A 12,662-nucleotide genomic window follows, 5' to 3' on the forward strand; every position below is an offset into this window, starting at 1 on the left:
TTGATACACAAGCGCGGGCAGCTCTCTTTTTCGAATCACTGGGCCCGCAGTGCGGCCTTGAGCTGCTGGCCCACCTCGGGCCGCTCCAGGAACGGGTCGGCTGGGTTCTCGATGCGCAGGATGCTCTCCACGCGGCTTTGCACGTTGCCCAGCGCGTGCGGGTGGCTGAACACGTAGAACTGGTCCGCCTGCGCGGCGTCGAACACCTTGCGCGCCACGTCGGCCGCCGTGACCTTGCCGCTGGTGACGGCCTTCTCGATCATCGCCTGGCCGATGAGCTGGCTTTTGGTGGGCTTCTCGCCCTCCATCGCCGCGGGCCGGTTGCGCTCGCTGCGGCCGATGCCGGTGGGCACGAAGTACGGGCAGAGCACGCTGGCGCCCACCTGGTCGGTGACCAGGCGCAGGTCCTGGTAGAGCGTCTCGGTCAGGCTCACCACGGCGTGCTTGCTCACGTTGTAGATGCCCATGTTGGGCGGCGTGAGCAGGCCGGCCATGCTGGCGGTGTTGACGATGTGGCCGCGCCAGGCCGGGTCGCGGCGCGCGGCCTCCAGCATCATGGGCGTGAACAGGCGCACGCCGTGGATCACGCCCCAGAGGTTGACCCCCAGCACCCATTCCCAGTCGCGCACGGTGTTCTCCCACACCAGACCGCCCGCGCCCACGCCCGCGTTGTTGAACACGAAGTGCGGCGCGCCGAAGCGGCTCCAGACGGCCTGCGCGAGCTGCTCCATCTGCTGCGCGTCGGACACGTCCACGCGCCGCGCCAGCACCTGGCAGCCGGTGGCCTGCAGCTCGGCGGCGGCCTGGTCCAGCGCATCCTGCTGCACGTCCACCAGCACCAGGTTCATGCCCTTGCTGGCGCCCAGCCGCGCGCATTCCAGGCCGAAGCCCGAGCCGGCTCCGGTGAGCACGGCGGTTTTTCCCGCGAAGTCGTCGATCATGCTGTCTCTGCCTTTCTCAATACGTATCCGATGCGGGGAAAGTGCACGTGCACCGCGCCCGCGCGCGGATCGGTGCGCGCCAGGGTGTAGCGCGTGCGCGTGGCGGCGACGAGCATGCCCTCGGTGGGCTCGGTGCCGAAGCTCTCGGCCGCGATGGCCACGCGGCTGCCCAGGGCGATGCCGTGCTCGTCCTGGAAGGCCTCGGGCGGCAGGGGCAGCGGCTCGGCATTGGCGGCGACGGTGATGGCGTCCGCGGCGCTGAACTTCTCCATGCGGCCCTGGCCCAGCGCGGCGATGCGGTCCATCCATTCGAGCACGGCGGGCGTGGCCGCGAGGATGCCGGCCATCGCCGGCACGCATGTGCGCGTGAACCACAGCGGGTGGTAGGCGGCGAAGTCGGCCACGCAGGGCTCGGTGCCGAAAAGGAAGTCGTGCTCCTCCACCATGCTGGCGATGCGCCGCAGGTAGGAGCGGTAGGCGGCCGTGGCGTCCTGCGGGCGCAGGCGCGGCATGCCCATGGCGCGCCGGTCGTCGCTGAAGGCCTGGGCCGCGCCCGGCGGCTGGCCGGCGAACAGCGCCTCGGCCGCGCGCGGCTGCAGGTTGTACGCCATGGCGGCCCAGAACAGAGTGGTGTCGGCCCACTGCGCGAACACGCGCGAGACGCCCTTGAGGTGCGGCGGGTACAGCGCGGGCTCGGGCCGCAGGTGTTCGAGCACGTCGCTGATGAGCGCCGTGTCGCAGTAGACGTCGGCCCCGATCTGCAGAAAGGGCGTGCGCCGGTAGCCGCCCGTGAGCGCCAGCACGTCGGGCTTGGGCGCCACGCTGGGCACGATGACGGATTTCCACGCGAGCTGCTTGAATCCGAGCATGCAGCGCGCCTTGTGCGCGAAGGGGGACGCGGGGTAGTGGTGCAGGATCGGGGTGGTCATCGGTACGCTCCAGAGCACAGCATTTCCACGTGGGGAATGCCGTCTTCGAGGTATTCGGGCGAGACGGGCGCGAAGCCCAGGGAACCATAGAAGCGCTGCAGGTGCGCCTGCGCGCTGATGCGCACCGCCCTGCCCGGCCAGGCGGCGCGGCAGCGCGCCAGCCCCTCGGCCACCAGCGCGCGGCCCAGGCCGGTGCCGCGCGCCTCGGGCGCGCAGACCACGCGGCCGATGGAAGGCTCCGTGTATTTCACGCCGGGGTCCACCACGCGCAGCGTGGCCAGCAGCGGGCCGCCGGCCTCGGCGCGGCCCAGCAGGTGCCAGGCGTGTCTGTCGGCGTCGTCGGGGTCCTGGTAAGGGCCCTGCTCCAGGATGAACACCCGGCAGCGCAGGGCCAGCGCGTCGTGCAGCGCGTGCACGCCCAGGTCGTCGAAGCGCGCCCAGGTCCAGTGCACGGTCACACCAGCTTCACCAGCTGCTTGCCGAAGTTCTTTCCCTTGAGCAGGCCCAGGAAGGCCTCGGGCGCGGACGCCAGCCCCAACGCCACGCTCTCGCGCGGGCGCAGCTTGCCGGTGGCGACGAGGCCGCCCAGCTCCTTGAGCGCGTCGGGCCACACCTCCATGTGCTCGCTGACGATGAATCCCTGCACCTTCATGCGGTTGATGAGGATGAGCGCGGGGTTCTGCAGCGGCAGCGGCTGGCCGTCGTAGCCGGCGATCATGCCGCACACGGCCACGCGCGCGAAGGCGTTGGCGCGCAGCAGCACGGCATCGAGAATGTAGCCGCCCACGTTCTCGAAGTAGCCGTCGATGCCGTCGGGGCAGGTATCCTTGAGCGCCCTGGACATGGCTTTCAGGTCGCCGTGTTCGCGGTGGTCGATGCAGGCGTCGAAGCCCAGCTCCCCGGTCACGTAGCGGCACTTGTCCGGCCCGCCCGCGATGCCGACCACCCGGCAGCCGCGCGCCTTGGCCAGCGCGCCGAAGGCGCTGCCCACGGCGCCCGAGGCGGCACTCACCACCATGGTCTCGCCGGCCCGGGGCTCGATGATCTTGACCAGGCCGTACCACGCCGTCACGCCGGGCATGCCCACGGCGCCCAGGTAGTGCGACAGCGGCACGTGGGTGGTATCCACCTTGCGCAGCATGCCGGGCGCATTGCCGTCGACCACGCTCCATTCCTGCCAGCCGCCCATGCCCACGACCTTGTCGCCCACGGCGAACCTGGGGTGGCGGCTCTCGGCCACCTCGCCCACGGTGCCGCCGATCATCACCTCGCCCAGCGGCTGGCTGGCGGCATAGCTCTTGCTGTCGTTCATGCGCCCGCGCATGTACGGATCCAGGCTCAGGTAGTGGTGGCGCACGAGCACCTGGCCGTCCTGCAGCGGCGGCGTGTCGGTAGCGGCGAGCCGGAAGTTGCCGGCCGTGGCTTCGCCCTGCGGGCGGTTGTCGAGCAGGATCTGCTGGTTGCGTGGCATGGCGGTGTCTCCGGTTGATTCACTATGGTTTCAATAGCTGCCTGCGCTTTCCTGTCAAGCGCTGGAAGCCGATTTAGCTTGTATTTCAGTCCGTGGGCACGGAGGCGCCTTCGCGCGCGGCCTTGGGCACGTACTTGAAGGTGCCCGTGGCGTGGCTGCACATGCGGCCTTCGGCGTCGTAGATGGCGCCTTCGGCAAAGGCCAGCGAGCGCGTGCGGTGCAGCAGCCGCCCCTTGGCGACCAGCGGGCCGCGCGCGGGGTGCATGAAGCTGGCCTTCATCTCGACGGTGACCACGCCCTGGTCCGGCGTGTCGCTGCGCGCGGCCGTGGCCAGGGCCACGTCCAGCAGCGTCATCGTAGCGCCGCCGTGGGTGACGCCGAAGGAGTTCAGGTGCTCGGGCCGGGCCTCGTAGTGCAGCTCGGATGTGCCGCCCTGCATGTGGCGCAGGGAGAAGCCCAGCTCGTGGACGAAGGGGATGTTGGCACCGAAATCCAGCACGGGCGGCTCCTCAAAAGCAGGTGATGCGCAAGGATAGCCTCAGCCGCCGATGATCGCGCTCACCCCGCCGTCCACCGCCAGCCACTGGCCGGTGATGTGCTTGCCGGCCTCGCTGGCGTACAGCAGGGTGATGCCCTTCAGGTCTTCGTCGTCGCCCAGGCGGCGCAGCGGCGCGTGCGCGGCCATCTTCTCCTCGCCCATGGTCTCAATGAGCACCGTGGCCATCTTGGTCTTGAAGAAGCCGGGGCAGATCGCGTTCACGCCGATACCGTACACGCCCCACTCGCCCGCCAGCGCGCGCGTGAAGTTGATGACCGCGCCCTTGGAGGTGTTGTAGGCGATGGTCTTCATCTCCAGCGGGTTGCCCGCCAGTCCGGCGATGGAGGCCACGTTGATGATGCGGCCCGCGCGGCGCGGGATCATGCTGCGCTTGGCGATGGCCTGCGACAGCAGGAAGTAGCCGCGCACGTTGAGGTTCATCACCTTGTCCCAGGCCGCGGTGGGATAGTCCTCAGCCGCGGCGCCCCAGCTCGCGCCGGCGTTGTTGACGAGGATGTCCACGTCGCCCACGCGCTGCAGCGTCTCGGCGGCCAGGCGCTGGATGTCGTCTTCCCTGGCGCAGTCGGCGGCGATCCAGCGCGCGTCGATGCCGGCGGCCTGCAGCTCGGCCACGGCCTGCTCCAGATCCTCTGCCTTGCGCGAACTCACCACCACCCGCGCGCCCGCCTCGCCCAGCGCATGCGCCATCTGCAGGCCCAGGCCGCGCGAGCCGCCGGTGACGAGGGCGGTCTTGCCGGAGAGGTCGAAGAGTTGTTGCACGGTACGGGCCATGGATGCGTCTCCCAGAATGAAAAAGCGGTAAAGGGCGATTGTGGCCACACAGCTCCAAGGCCCGCTGTCGCCTGTGCGATTCGCGCGCCCGCGCCCCGGGCGCGCCGGGGCCGGTGGGATAATCGCGCCCCATGAGCATCACCCCTAAGAGTGCCGAGGACATCGCAGGCATGCGCGAGGCCTGCCGCATGGCGTCGGAGGTACTGGACTACATCACGCCCCACATCCGCCCCGGCATGACCACCAACGACGTGGACCGCCTCGCCGCGGAATGCATGGCCCGCCAGGGCAGCCGCTCGGCCACGCTGGGCTACCAGCCGCCGGGCTATCCGCCCTACCCCAAGTCGCTGTGCACCTCGATCAACAACGTGGTCTGCCACGGCATCCCGAACGACAAGCCCCTGAAGAAGGGCGACATCATGAACGTGGACGTCACCGTCATCTCCCAGGACGGGTGGTACGGCGACACCAGCCGCATGTTCCTGATCGGCGAGTGCTCGATCGCGGCCAAGCGGCTGTGCCAGCTCACCTACGAGTCGATGTGGCTGGGCATCCAGCAGGTCAAGCCCGGCGCGCGCCTGGGCGACGTGGGCCACGCCATCCAGAAGTTCGCCGAAGGCCACGGCCTGTCGGTGGTGCGCGAGTTCTGCGGCCACGGCATCGGCAAGAAGTTCCACGAGGAACCGCAGGTGCTGCACTATGGCCGCCCCGGCACGGGCGAGGAGCTGGTGCCCGGCATGACCTTCACCATCGAGCCCATGCTCAACATCGGCCGCCGCGAGGTCAAGGAGCACGGCAACGACGGCTGGACCATCGTCACCAAGGACCACAGCCTCTCGGCCCAGTGGGAGCACACGGTGCTGGTCACCGAGACCGGCTTCGACGTGCTGACGCTGTCGGCCGGCTACCCCTCCCTGCCCTCCTTCGTGACCGCCACTGCCACCTGAGGGGAAGCGCGCACGGTTCTTGCTGGTTTCTTGTCGATGAACCCTGCCACCCCTTCTTCTGCCTGCGCACGTCCCGACCTGGCACCGCTGCACGCCCTGCGTGACTGCTACCGCCAGGACAAGGCGGCGCTGCTGGCCACGCTGCAGGGCAGCGGCGCCTCCACACGCGGCATCCGCAGCCTGCTGCGCGCGCTCTCCACCCTGGCCGACCGCCTGCTGTGCCAGCTCTGGCGCCGCGCCGGGCTGCCCGAGGCCATGGCCCTGGTGGCGGTGGGCGGCTATGGCCGCGCGCAGCTCTTTCCCTATTCCGACGTGGACGTGCTGGTGCTGCTGCCGGACGATGCCGAGGTGCCGCGCGCGGCCATCGAGGCGTTCATCGGCAGCTGCTGGGACGCGGGCCTGGAGATCGGCTCCAGCGTGCGCACCGTGGCCGAATGCCTGAGCGAGGCCGCCGCCGACGTGACGGTGCAGACCTCGCTGCTCGAATCGCGCCTGCTGTGCGGCAGCGCCGCGCTGTTCGCGGGCTTCCGCCAGCGCTACGACGCGCAGATGGACCCGCGCGCCTTCCTCACCGCCAAGACGCTGGAGATGCGCCAGCGCCACACCAAGTACGAGAACACGCCCTACGCGCTGGAGCCCAACTGCAAGGAATCGCCCGGCGGGCTGCGCGACCTGCAGCTCATCCTGTGGGTGGCGCGCGCCGCCGGCCTGGGCGGCACCTGGCGCGCGCTGGCGGAAAGCGGGCTGGCCACGCCTTTCGAGGTGCGCCAGATCGAGCGCAACGAGGCGCTGCTGTTCCTCATCCGCGCGCGCCTGCACGCGCTGGCGGGACGGGGCGAGGACCGGCTGGTGTTCGATTTGCAGACCGCCGTGGCCGAGTCCTTCGGCTACCGCTCCACCGCGCCCGACGGCAAGCGCCTGGCCATGCGCGCCAGCGAGACGCTGATGCGCCGCTACTACTGGGCCGCCAAGGCCGTCTCGCAGCTCACGCAGATCCTGCTGCTGGGCATCGAGGAGCGGCTCAACCCGCAGGCGCACGAGCTGCGCCCGATCAACGCGCGCTTCTTCGAGAAGGCCGGGCTGATCGAGGTGGCCAGCGACGACCTTTACGAGAGAGACCCGCACGCCGTCCTCGAGACCTTCCTGCTCTACGAGACCACCATGGGCCTGAAGGACCTGTCCGCCCGCACGCTGCGCGCGCTCTACAACGCGCGCGGCGTGATGGACAGCGCCTTCCGCCGCGACCCCGCCAACCGCGCCACGTTCATGCAGATCCTGCAGCAGCCTGCCGGCATCACGCACGCCATGCGGCTCATGAACCAGACCTCGGTGCTCGGGCGCTACCTCTGGCCGTTCCGACGCATCGTGGGGCAGATGCAGCACGACCTGTTCCACGTCTACACCGTGGACCAGCACATCCTCATGGTGCTGCGCAACGTGCGGCGCTTCTTCATGGCCGAGCATGCGCACGAATACCCCGCGTGTTCGCAGCTCGCCGCGGGCTGGGACAAGCCCTGGATCCTCTACGTCGCCGCGGTGTTCCATGACATCGGCAAGGGCCGCGGCGGCGACCATTCGGTGATCGGCGCCATGGAGGCGCGGCGCTTCTGCCGCCAGCACGCGCCCTACGGCATCGGGCGCGAGGACGCCAGGCTCATCGAATTCCTCGTCGCCGAGCACCTCACCATGAGCCAGGTGGCGCAGAAGCAGGACCTGTCCGACCCCGACGTGATCGCCGCCTTCGCGCGGCGCGTGCGCAACGAGCGCTACCTGACGGCGCTGTACCTGCTCACCGTGGCCGACATCCGCGGCACCTCGCCCAAGGTGTGGAACGCCTGGAAGGGCAAGTTGCTGGAGGACCTCTACCACGCCACGCTGCGCGTGCTGGGCGGGCGCGCGCCCGATGCCGCCGCCGAGATCGAGGCGCGCAAGCGCGAGGCCAAGGTGGCCCTGGCCCTGAGCGCCCTGCCGCACGAGGTGCACAAGAAACTCTGGGACACGCTGCACGTGAGCTACTTCATGCGCCACGACGCGGCCGACATCGCCTGGCACACGCGCCACCTCTCGCGCTACGTGGGCGCTGACAAGACCGTTGTGCGCGCGCGCCAGTCGCTGGCCGGCGAAGGGCTGCAGGTGCTGGTGTACGCGCCCGACCAGCCGGACCTGTTCGCGCGCATCTGCGGCTACTTCGACCGCGCGGGCTTCTCCATCCTGGACGCGCGCGTGCACACCGCCACCAACGGCTATGCGCTGGACACCTTCCAGGTCGTCGCGTCCGAGCAGCCCGGCGCCTACCGCGAACTGATCCACCTGGTGGAAAACGACCTGTTGCGCGCCATCGAGGACCGCGGCGCCCTGCCCGAGCCCGCGCGCCGGCGCGTCTCGCGCCGGGTCAAGAGCTTTCCCATCGCCCCGCGCGTCACGCTGCGACCCGACGAGAAGGCCCAGCGCTGGCTCATCAGCATCTCGGCCAGCGACCGCGCTGGCCTGCTGTACGTGGTGGCGCGCGTGCTCTCGCGCCATGGCCTCAGCGTGCAGCTGGCCAAGGTCAGCACGCTGGGCGAGCGGGTGGAAGACACCTTCCTCGTCCAGGGCGCCGAGCTGCAGAGCAACGCCGCGCAGATCCGCCTGGAGACCGAGCTGCTGCAGGCGCTGGCGGACCAATAGCTATTCTTTCAATAGCTGCTCGCGATTGTCGGACAAGCGCTGGATGCCTTTTTAGTGATACCTCAGCAGGGCTGCAGCTCCGCCAGTCCGTGGCTGAGCACCGGCACCGCGCGCTCGCGCGCCCACAGCTCGAACTGCACCTGCTGCGATCCGTGCCACAGGCGGGCCTGCAACGTCTCGCCCGGAAACACGGGCGCGGAGAACCGCGCCGCGATGGCGGACAGCCGGGTGCCGTCCCCCAACTCACCGGCCCTCAGGACCGCCCGCGCCGCCATGCCGTAGGTACACAAGCCGTGCAGGATGGGCCGGTCGAAGCCGGCTTCGCGCGCGGCCTGCGGCAGCACGTGGATGGGGTTGCGGTCGCCGCCCAGCCGGTAGAGCAGCGCCGCATTGGGCAAGGTGGGCATGTCCAGGGTCTGGTCCGGGGCACGCCGGGGTGCGCAGGGCAAGGGCTCCAGCGGTGCGTCGCCGGGCTGCGCAGCGGTGGCGAATCCGCCGTCCGCCCGGCAGAACAGCACCTGCTGCGCCGTGGCCAGCGGCGCACCGCCCGGGGCATGCACCCAGTCCTGCTGCACCACGACCAGGGCGCCGCGGCCCGCCCCCTTGTCCACCACGCGGCTGATGCGCGCCCGGCAGGCCAGCTCGGCGCTGGCCGGTACCGCGCCGTGGAAGCGCATGCGCTGCTCGCCGTGCAGCATCTGCAGCCACTGGATGCCCGAGCGCGGGTCGCGGAACCACGCGCCCGAGCTTCCCATCGTGGACAGGAAGGTGGGCACGACGCGCAAGCCCTCCTCGTAGGCGTACTGCAGGTCCTGCGCATCCAGCGGGTCCTGGGCCATGCCCAGGCTGAGCGCATAGAGGATGCAGTCGTTGGCGCCATAGCGCACCGTTGCCTGCTGGAAGGGCCATTGGCGCAGCCTGTGGTAGTCGATGGGCATGGCAATGCCCCGCTACTTCGCTGCCGCCCGGCGCTGGGCCACGCGCTCTTCCAGCTTGGCGCGCACAGACGGCGGAACGCCCGTCGGGTCGATGAGGAAGCCGTGCGCCAGCTCGTTGTGCGCGTGGACCAGCTGGTGGATGCTGAACGCGGCCGCCATGCCGTCGCGCCGCCCGGCGATGTCCTGGATCTGGTTGACGGTCTCCTTGGCGGCCTTGAGCACCATGCTGGACTTGGCGGCGATGGTGTTCGCCATCGCTATCACGGTGGCGTCCAGCTCGTCCAGCGGCGCCACGCGGTTGACCATGCCGCGCTGCTGCGCCTCCTGCGCGCTGATCCAGTCCGACATGAACAGCCATTCCTTGGCCTTGCGCGTGCCCAGCTCCCAGGGATGCATGAAGAACTCGCAGCCCGGCGCGCCGAACTCCAGCGTCGGGTCGCGGAAGCGCGCGTTGTCGGCGGCCACGATCAGGTCGCAGGCCCAGGCCAGCATCAGCCCGCCGGCGATGCAGCTGCCCTGCACGGCGGTGATGGTGGGCTTGGGGATGTTGCGCCAGCGCTCGCACATGCCCAGGTAGATCTCGTGCTCGCGCCCCCAGCGGCCCTCCATGCCCGGCGCGTCGAAGGCGGCCCAGGTGCCGGTGGTGGGAAAGTCGCGCCAGGTCTTGCCGTGGTCGCCCGAAAGGTCGTGCCCCGCCGAGAAATGCGCGCCCGCGCCGCTGAGCACGATCACCTTGATCTCGTCGTCGTGGGCGGCCTGCATGAATGCGGCGTTGAGCCCGTAGGTCATGGCCATGTCCTGCGCGTTGCGCGCCTGCGGCCGGTCCATGACGATCTGCGCGATCGCGGGGCCGCGCCTCAGATAACGGACGCCGCCGTCGGCCATCTGCGCGGTGGTTTCCTCGCGCTCGGCGAAGTCGGTGGGGGTGTGCTTCATGGGGGTCTCCTGGTGCTTATGCATGGTGGACGGCGATGAACCGGTCCAGGTGGCGGCCCTCGGCCACCCACGCGCGGCGCTCGTCGCGCACGGCCACGCGGCGGGCCTTGCCGGCGTCGTCCTTGAGTCCGGTTTCCACGATTTCCAGCGTGGCCGGCAGCTTGTAGGGCGCGAGGTGCGAGCGCAGGTGCGCCACCATCGCGGGCGCGGCGAACGACCGCGCATCCGCCACTTCGACGATGGCGTGCGGCACTTCGCCCAGATCTTCGTGGCGCAGCCCCACGACCAGCGAGGCCCGCACGCCCGGAAAGGCGTCGATGGCGGCCTCGATCTCCGCGGGGTAGATGTTGGCGCCGCCGCGCAGGATCAGATCGACCCGCCGGTCCGCCAGGAAGAGGTAGCCGTCGCCATCGACGTACCCCATGTCCCCGACGGACTCCCAGCCGCCCTCCGCCGTGCGGGACTGCGCGCCCACGTAGTGGTAGGGGCGCTGCGCCGGATCGGGGGGCAAGAAGTACAGTTCGCCCACCTCGCCCGGCGGGCACTCGCCGCCGTCGGGCCGCAGCACCTTCATCGCGCCGCCGCCGACCAGCCGGCCGACCGAGCCCTTGCGGGCCAGCCATTCGTCGCCCCGGATGGCGGTGGCGCCCAGGTATTCGGTGCTGCCGTAGAACTCCCAGATCTTCTCCGCGCCCAGCCAGTCGATCCAGCGCTCCTTGAGCCACGGCGCGATGGGCGCGCCGTAGTGCCAGACCTTGCGCACGGAGTCCAGCCGGTAGCGGCGCTTCACCTCGTCCGGCAGGGTCCAGATCCTGTGCATCATGGTGGGCACCAGGCTCACGTGCTCGATCGCGTATTGGTCGATCATCCGCAGGGTCTGCTCCGCATCGAAGCGGCGCATGCCCGCCACCAGGCAGCCCCTGGCCAGCGCGACGTGCGAGCCCATGAAGGGCGCGTTGTGGTAGAGCGGGCCGGGCGCGATGAACGAGCTGCCGGGATCCGGCGCGGTCATGGAGGCCGGGTTGAACGGCCTGCGGTCCACGATGATCTTGGGCACGCCCGTCGAGCCGCCGGACGTGGCCGCCTTCCAGTAGCGCGGCGTGACCGCCGCGATGCGCGCACCGAAGGCCGTGTCGCACGGCAGGTCGGGCGACAGCACCTGCATGCCGGGGCCCGCCAGGGCGATGTCGCCGATCACCACGCGCGGCGAGGCCAGCGCGCAGATGGAGGCGATTTCATTCGGCGGCAGCTTGTGCGACACGAAATTCGGCGTCGCCCCCAGCTTCCAGACCGCGAAGGAATAGGTGTAGTAGTCGCACGAATTGGGCAGCGCGATGGTGACCATGTCGCCGGGCCGCACGCCCATCGAGCGCAGGACCGCCGCCCTCGCGTTCGAGCGCGCGGCCAGGTCGCTCCAGGTGATGGACTCGCCATCCGGATAGACCACGGCCATCCGCTGGGGATGCAGCGCCGCATAGTGGTCCGGGACATCTCCCAGCTCGATACCGAAACGATCCGACATGGTGCGGCTCATTGCGGCTCGATGTTGAATTTGCGCATCGCCACTTCGAGGTTCTCGTAGTTTTTCGCCAGGAACTTCTGCAGCGGCTCGCCCGCCAGCAGCGCGGGGGTGATGCCCATCTTCTCTACCCTGGCCACGATGTCCTTCTGCCCCATGCCTTCGACGATGTGGCTGGCCACCAGGTTCGCGATGTCTGCAGGCACGCCCTTTCCGTAGAACACGCCGTGCCACGTGCTGCTGTCGAACCCCTTGAAGCCGCTTTCCGCGAAGGTCGGAACGTCGGGCGCCAGCGGATGCCGCTGCGCCCCGGTCACCGCGAGCAGCGTGAGCTTTCCGGTGGCCGCCTGCGCCATCGCGGCGCTGACCGAGAAGAACCCGCCATCCACGAGGCCCGCCATCACGTCCAGGAGGATCGGGCCTTCGCCCTTGTAGACGGCATGCACGAACTTCAGCTGGGCCTGGGACGCCAGTTCCGCCGTCTGCAAGTGCCCCCCGGACCCCACGCCCCAGCTGCCAGCCGAGAAGTCGCCCTTGCGCTTGGCATAGTCGATGAACTCCGGCAGCGTCTTGGCCGGAATGGCGCTGGAGATGGCAAAGACCAGGGGGACTTCGACGATGCGGGCGATGAGCTGGAAGTTCTTGAAGGGGTCGAACGTCTTCTTGAGCGTGAACATCTTTTCGTACATGGAACTGCCCGCATACAGCAGGTGGTACCCGTCCATGGGAGAGCCCATGATCGCGTCGGCGGCCACCAGCCCATTGGCGCCGGGCTTGTTTTCGCAAAAGACCGTTCCGCCCAGCCGCTTGGCCAGAACGTCCGCGACCATGCGCGCCATGGGGTCCACGGTGCCGCCGGGCGCGAACGGAATCACCATCCGGATGGGGCGGGAAGGAAACTGCGGTGCGCTGTGGCCGGCGAGCGGCAGCGCTGCGCTGCCAGCAGCTGCGAGGAAGGTACGGCGGTTCAGTGAATACATGGTG

Annotated in this window: 12 protein-coding genes; 2 read left to right on the forward strand and 10 right to left on the reverse strand. The window is 69.7% G+C overall.

What is annotated here, in order from left to right; all coding sequences use genetic code 11:
* Positions 1–35: 35 nt before the first annotated feature.
* From AVS7_RS09300 to AVS7_RS09325, 6 genes are all read right to left on the reverse strand, one after another.
* Positions 36–941, reverse strand: coding sequence for an SDR family oxidoreductase (locus AVS7_RS09300; protein WP_020228180.1), 906 nt, complete (start codon positions 939–941; stop codon positions 36–38).
* Entirely contained in the window at positions 938–1,870 is a 933-nt protein-coding gene (locus tag AVS7_RS09305) for a glutathione S-transferase family protein (protein WP_020228181.1), read from the reverse strand. The genes AVS7_RS09300 and AVS7_RS09305 overlap by 4 nt, the downstream gene beginning before the upstream one ends.
* Entirely contained in the window at positions 1,867–2,328 is a 462-nt protein-coding gene (locus AVS7_RS09310) for a GNAT family N-acetyltransferase (protein ID WP_020228182.1), read from the reverse strand. The genes AVS7_RS09305 and AVS7_RS09310 overlap by 4 nt, the downstream gene beginning before the upstream one ends.
* The gene (locus AVS7_RS09315; RefSeq protein WP_020228183.1) at positions 2,325–3,341 is read right to left on the reverse strand and encodes an NADP-dependent oxidoreductase; all 1,017 of its coding nucleotides are present in this window, start codon (positions 3,339–3,341) and stop codon (positions 2,325–2,327) included. The genes AVS7_RS09310 and AVS7_RS09315 overlap by 4 nt, the downstream gene beginning before the upstream one ends.
* An 85-nt stretch (positions 3,342–3,426) precedes the next feature.
* Entirely contained in the window at positions 3,427–3,840 is a 414-nt protein-coding gene (locus AVS7_RS09320; RefSeq protein WP_020228184.1) for a PaaI family thioesterase, read from the reverse strand.
* 39 nt (positions 3,841–3,879) lie between these two features.
* Positions 3,880–4,671 carry an SDR family oxidoreductase gene (locus AVS7_RS09325; RefSeq protein ID WP_020228185.1) on the reverse strand — a complete coding sequence of 264 codons (792 nt, stop codon included), beginning with the start codon at positions 4,669–4,671 and terminating at the stop codon, positions 3,880–3,882.
* Positions 4,672–4,802: 131 nt separating this feature from the next.
* On the opposite strand from AVS7_RS09325, the gene map reads away from it, so the two are divergent.
* The gene (map, locus tag AVS7_RS09330) at positions 4,803–5,618 is read left to right on the forward strand and encodes a type I methionyl aminopeptidase (RefSeq protein ID WP_024001240.1); all 816 of its coding nucleotides are present in this window, start codon (positions 4,803–4,805) and stop codon (positions 5,616–5,618) included.
* A gap of 36 nt (positions 5,619–5,654) precedes the next feature.
* Positions 5,655–8,285 (forward strand): [protein-PII] uridylyltransferase, encoded by a 2,631-nt coding sequence (locus tag AVS7_RS09335; RefSeq protein ID WP_020228187.1) that lies wholly within the window; start codon positions 5,655–5,657, stop codon positions 8,283–8,285.
* A 62-nt stretch (positions 8,286–8,347) separates the two neighbouring features.
* Here AVS7_RS09335 and AVS7_RS09340 read toward each other — a convergent pair whose 3' ends face one another.
* Genes AVS7_RS09340 through AVS7_RS09355 form a run of 4 tightly spaced genes read right to left on the reverse strand, consistent with a single transcriptional unit; the run spans position 8,348 to position 12,658 of the window.
* Positions 8,348–9,223, reverse strand: a complete 876-nt coding sequence (locus tag AVS7_RS09340) for a MaoC/PaaZ C-terminal domain-containing protein (RefSeq protein ID WP_020228188.1) — start codon at positions 9,221–9,223, stop codon at positions 8,348–8,350.
* Positions 9,224–9,235: 12 nt separating this feature from the next.
* Positions 9,236–10,159: an enoyl-CoA hydratase gene (locus tag AVS7_RS09345; protein WP_020228189.1), complete on the reverse strand. Its 924-nt coding sequence runs from the start codon at positions 10,157–10,159 to the stop codon at positions 9,236–9,238.
* A gap of 16 nt (positions 10,160–10,175) precedes the next feature.
* Positions 10,176–11,693 carry an AMP-binding protein gene (locus AVS7_RS09350; RefSeq protein WP_024001241.1) on the reverse strand — a complete coding sequence of 506 codons (1,518 nt, stop codon included), beginning with the start codon at positions 11,691–11,693 and terminating at the stop codon, positions 10,176–10,178.
* A complete protein-coding gene (locus AVS7_RS09355; protein ID WP_020228191.1) occupies positions 11,690–12,658 on the reverse strand; it encodes a tripartite tricarboxylate transporter substrate binding protein in 969 nt (322 codons plus the stop codon). The genes AVS7_RS09350 and AVS7_RS09355 overlap by 4 nt, the downstream gene beginning before the upstream one ends.
* Between the last annotated feature and the right edge of the window lie 4 nt (positions 12,659–12,662).

The organism is Acidovorax sp. MR-S7, assembly GCF_000400995.2.
Classification (GTDB): domain Bacteria; phylum Pseudomonadota; class Gammaproteobacteria; order Burkholderiales; family Burkholderiaceae_C; genus MR-S7.

Bases quoted from the DNA above. Each gene is read 5' to 3' on its own strand.
- AVS7_RS09300 (WP_020228180.1), bottom strand. From the start codon at position 941: ATGATCGACGACTTCGCGGGAAAAACCGCCGTGCTCACCGGAGCCGGC.
- AVS7_RS09305 (WP_020228181.1), bottom strand. From the start codon at position 1,870: ATGACCACCCCGATCCTGCACCACTACCCCGCGTCCCCCTTCGCGCAC.
- AVS7_RS09315 (WP_020228183.1), bottom strand. From the start codon at position 3,341: ATGCCACGCAACCAGCAGATCCTGCTCGACAACCGCCCGCAGGGCGAA.
- AVS7_RS09325 (WP_020228185.1), bottom strand. From the start codon at position 4,671: ATGGCCCGTACCGTGCAACAACTCTTCGACCTCTCCGGCAAGACCGCC.
- map (WP_024001240.1), top strand. From the start codon at position 4,803: ATGAGCATCACCCCTAAGAGTGCCGAGGACATCGCAGGCATGCGCGAG.
- AVS7_RS09335 (WP_020228187.1), top strand. From the start codon at position 5,655: ATGAACCCTGCCACCCCTTCTTCTGCCTGCGCACGTCCCGACCTGGCA.
- AVS7_RS09340 (WP_020228188.1), bottom strand. From the start codon at position 9,223: ATGCCCATCGACTACCACAGGCTGCGCCAATGGCCCTTCCAGCAGGCA.
- AVS7_RS09345 (WP_020228189.1), bottom strand. From the start codon at position 10,159: ATGAAGCACACCCCCACCGACTTCGCCGAGCGCGAGGAAACCACCGCG.
- AVS7_RS09350 (WP_024001241.1), bottom strand. From the start codon at position 11,693: ATGAGCCGCACCATGTCGGATCGTTTCGGTATCGAGCTGGGAGATGTC.
- AVS7_RS09355 (WP_020228191.1), bottom strand. From the start codon at position 12,658: ATGTATTCACTGAACCGCCGTACCTTCCTCGCAGCTGCTGGCAGCGCA.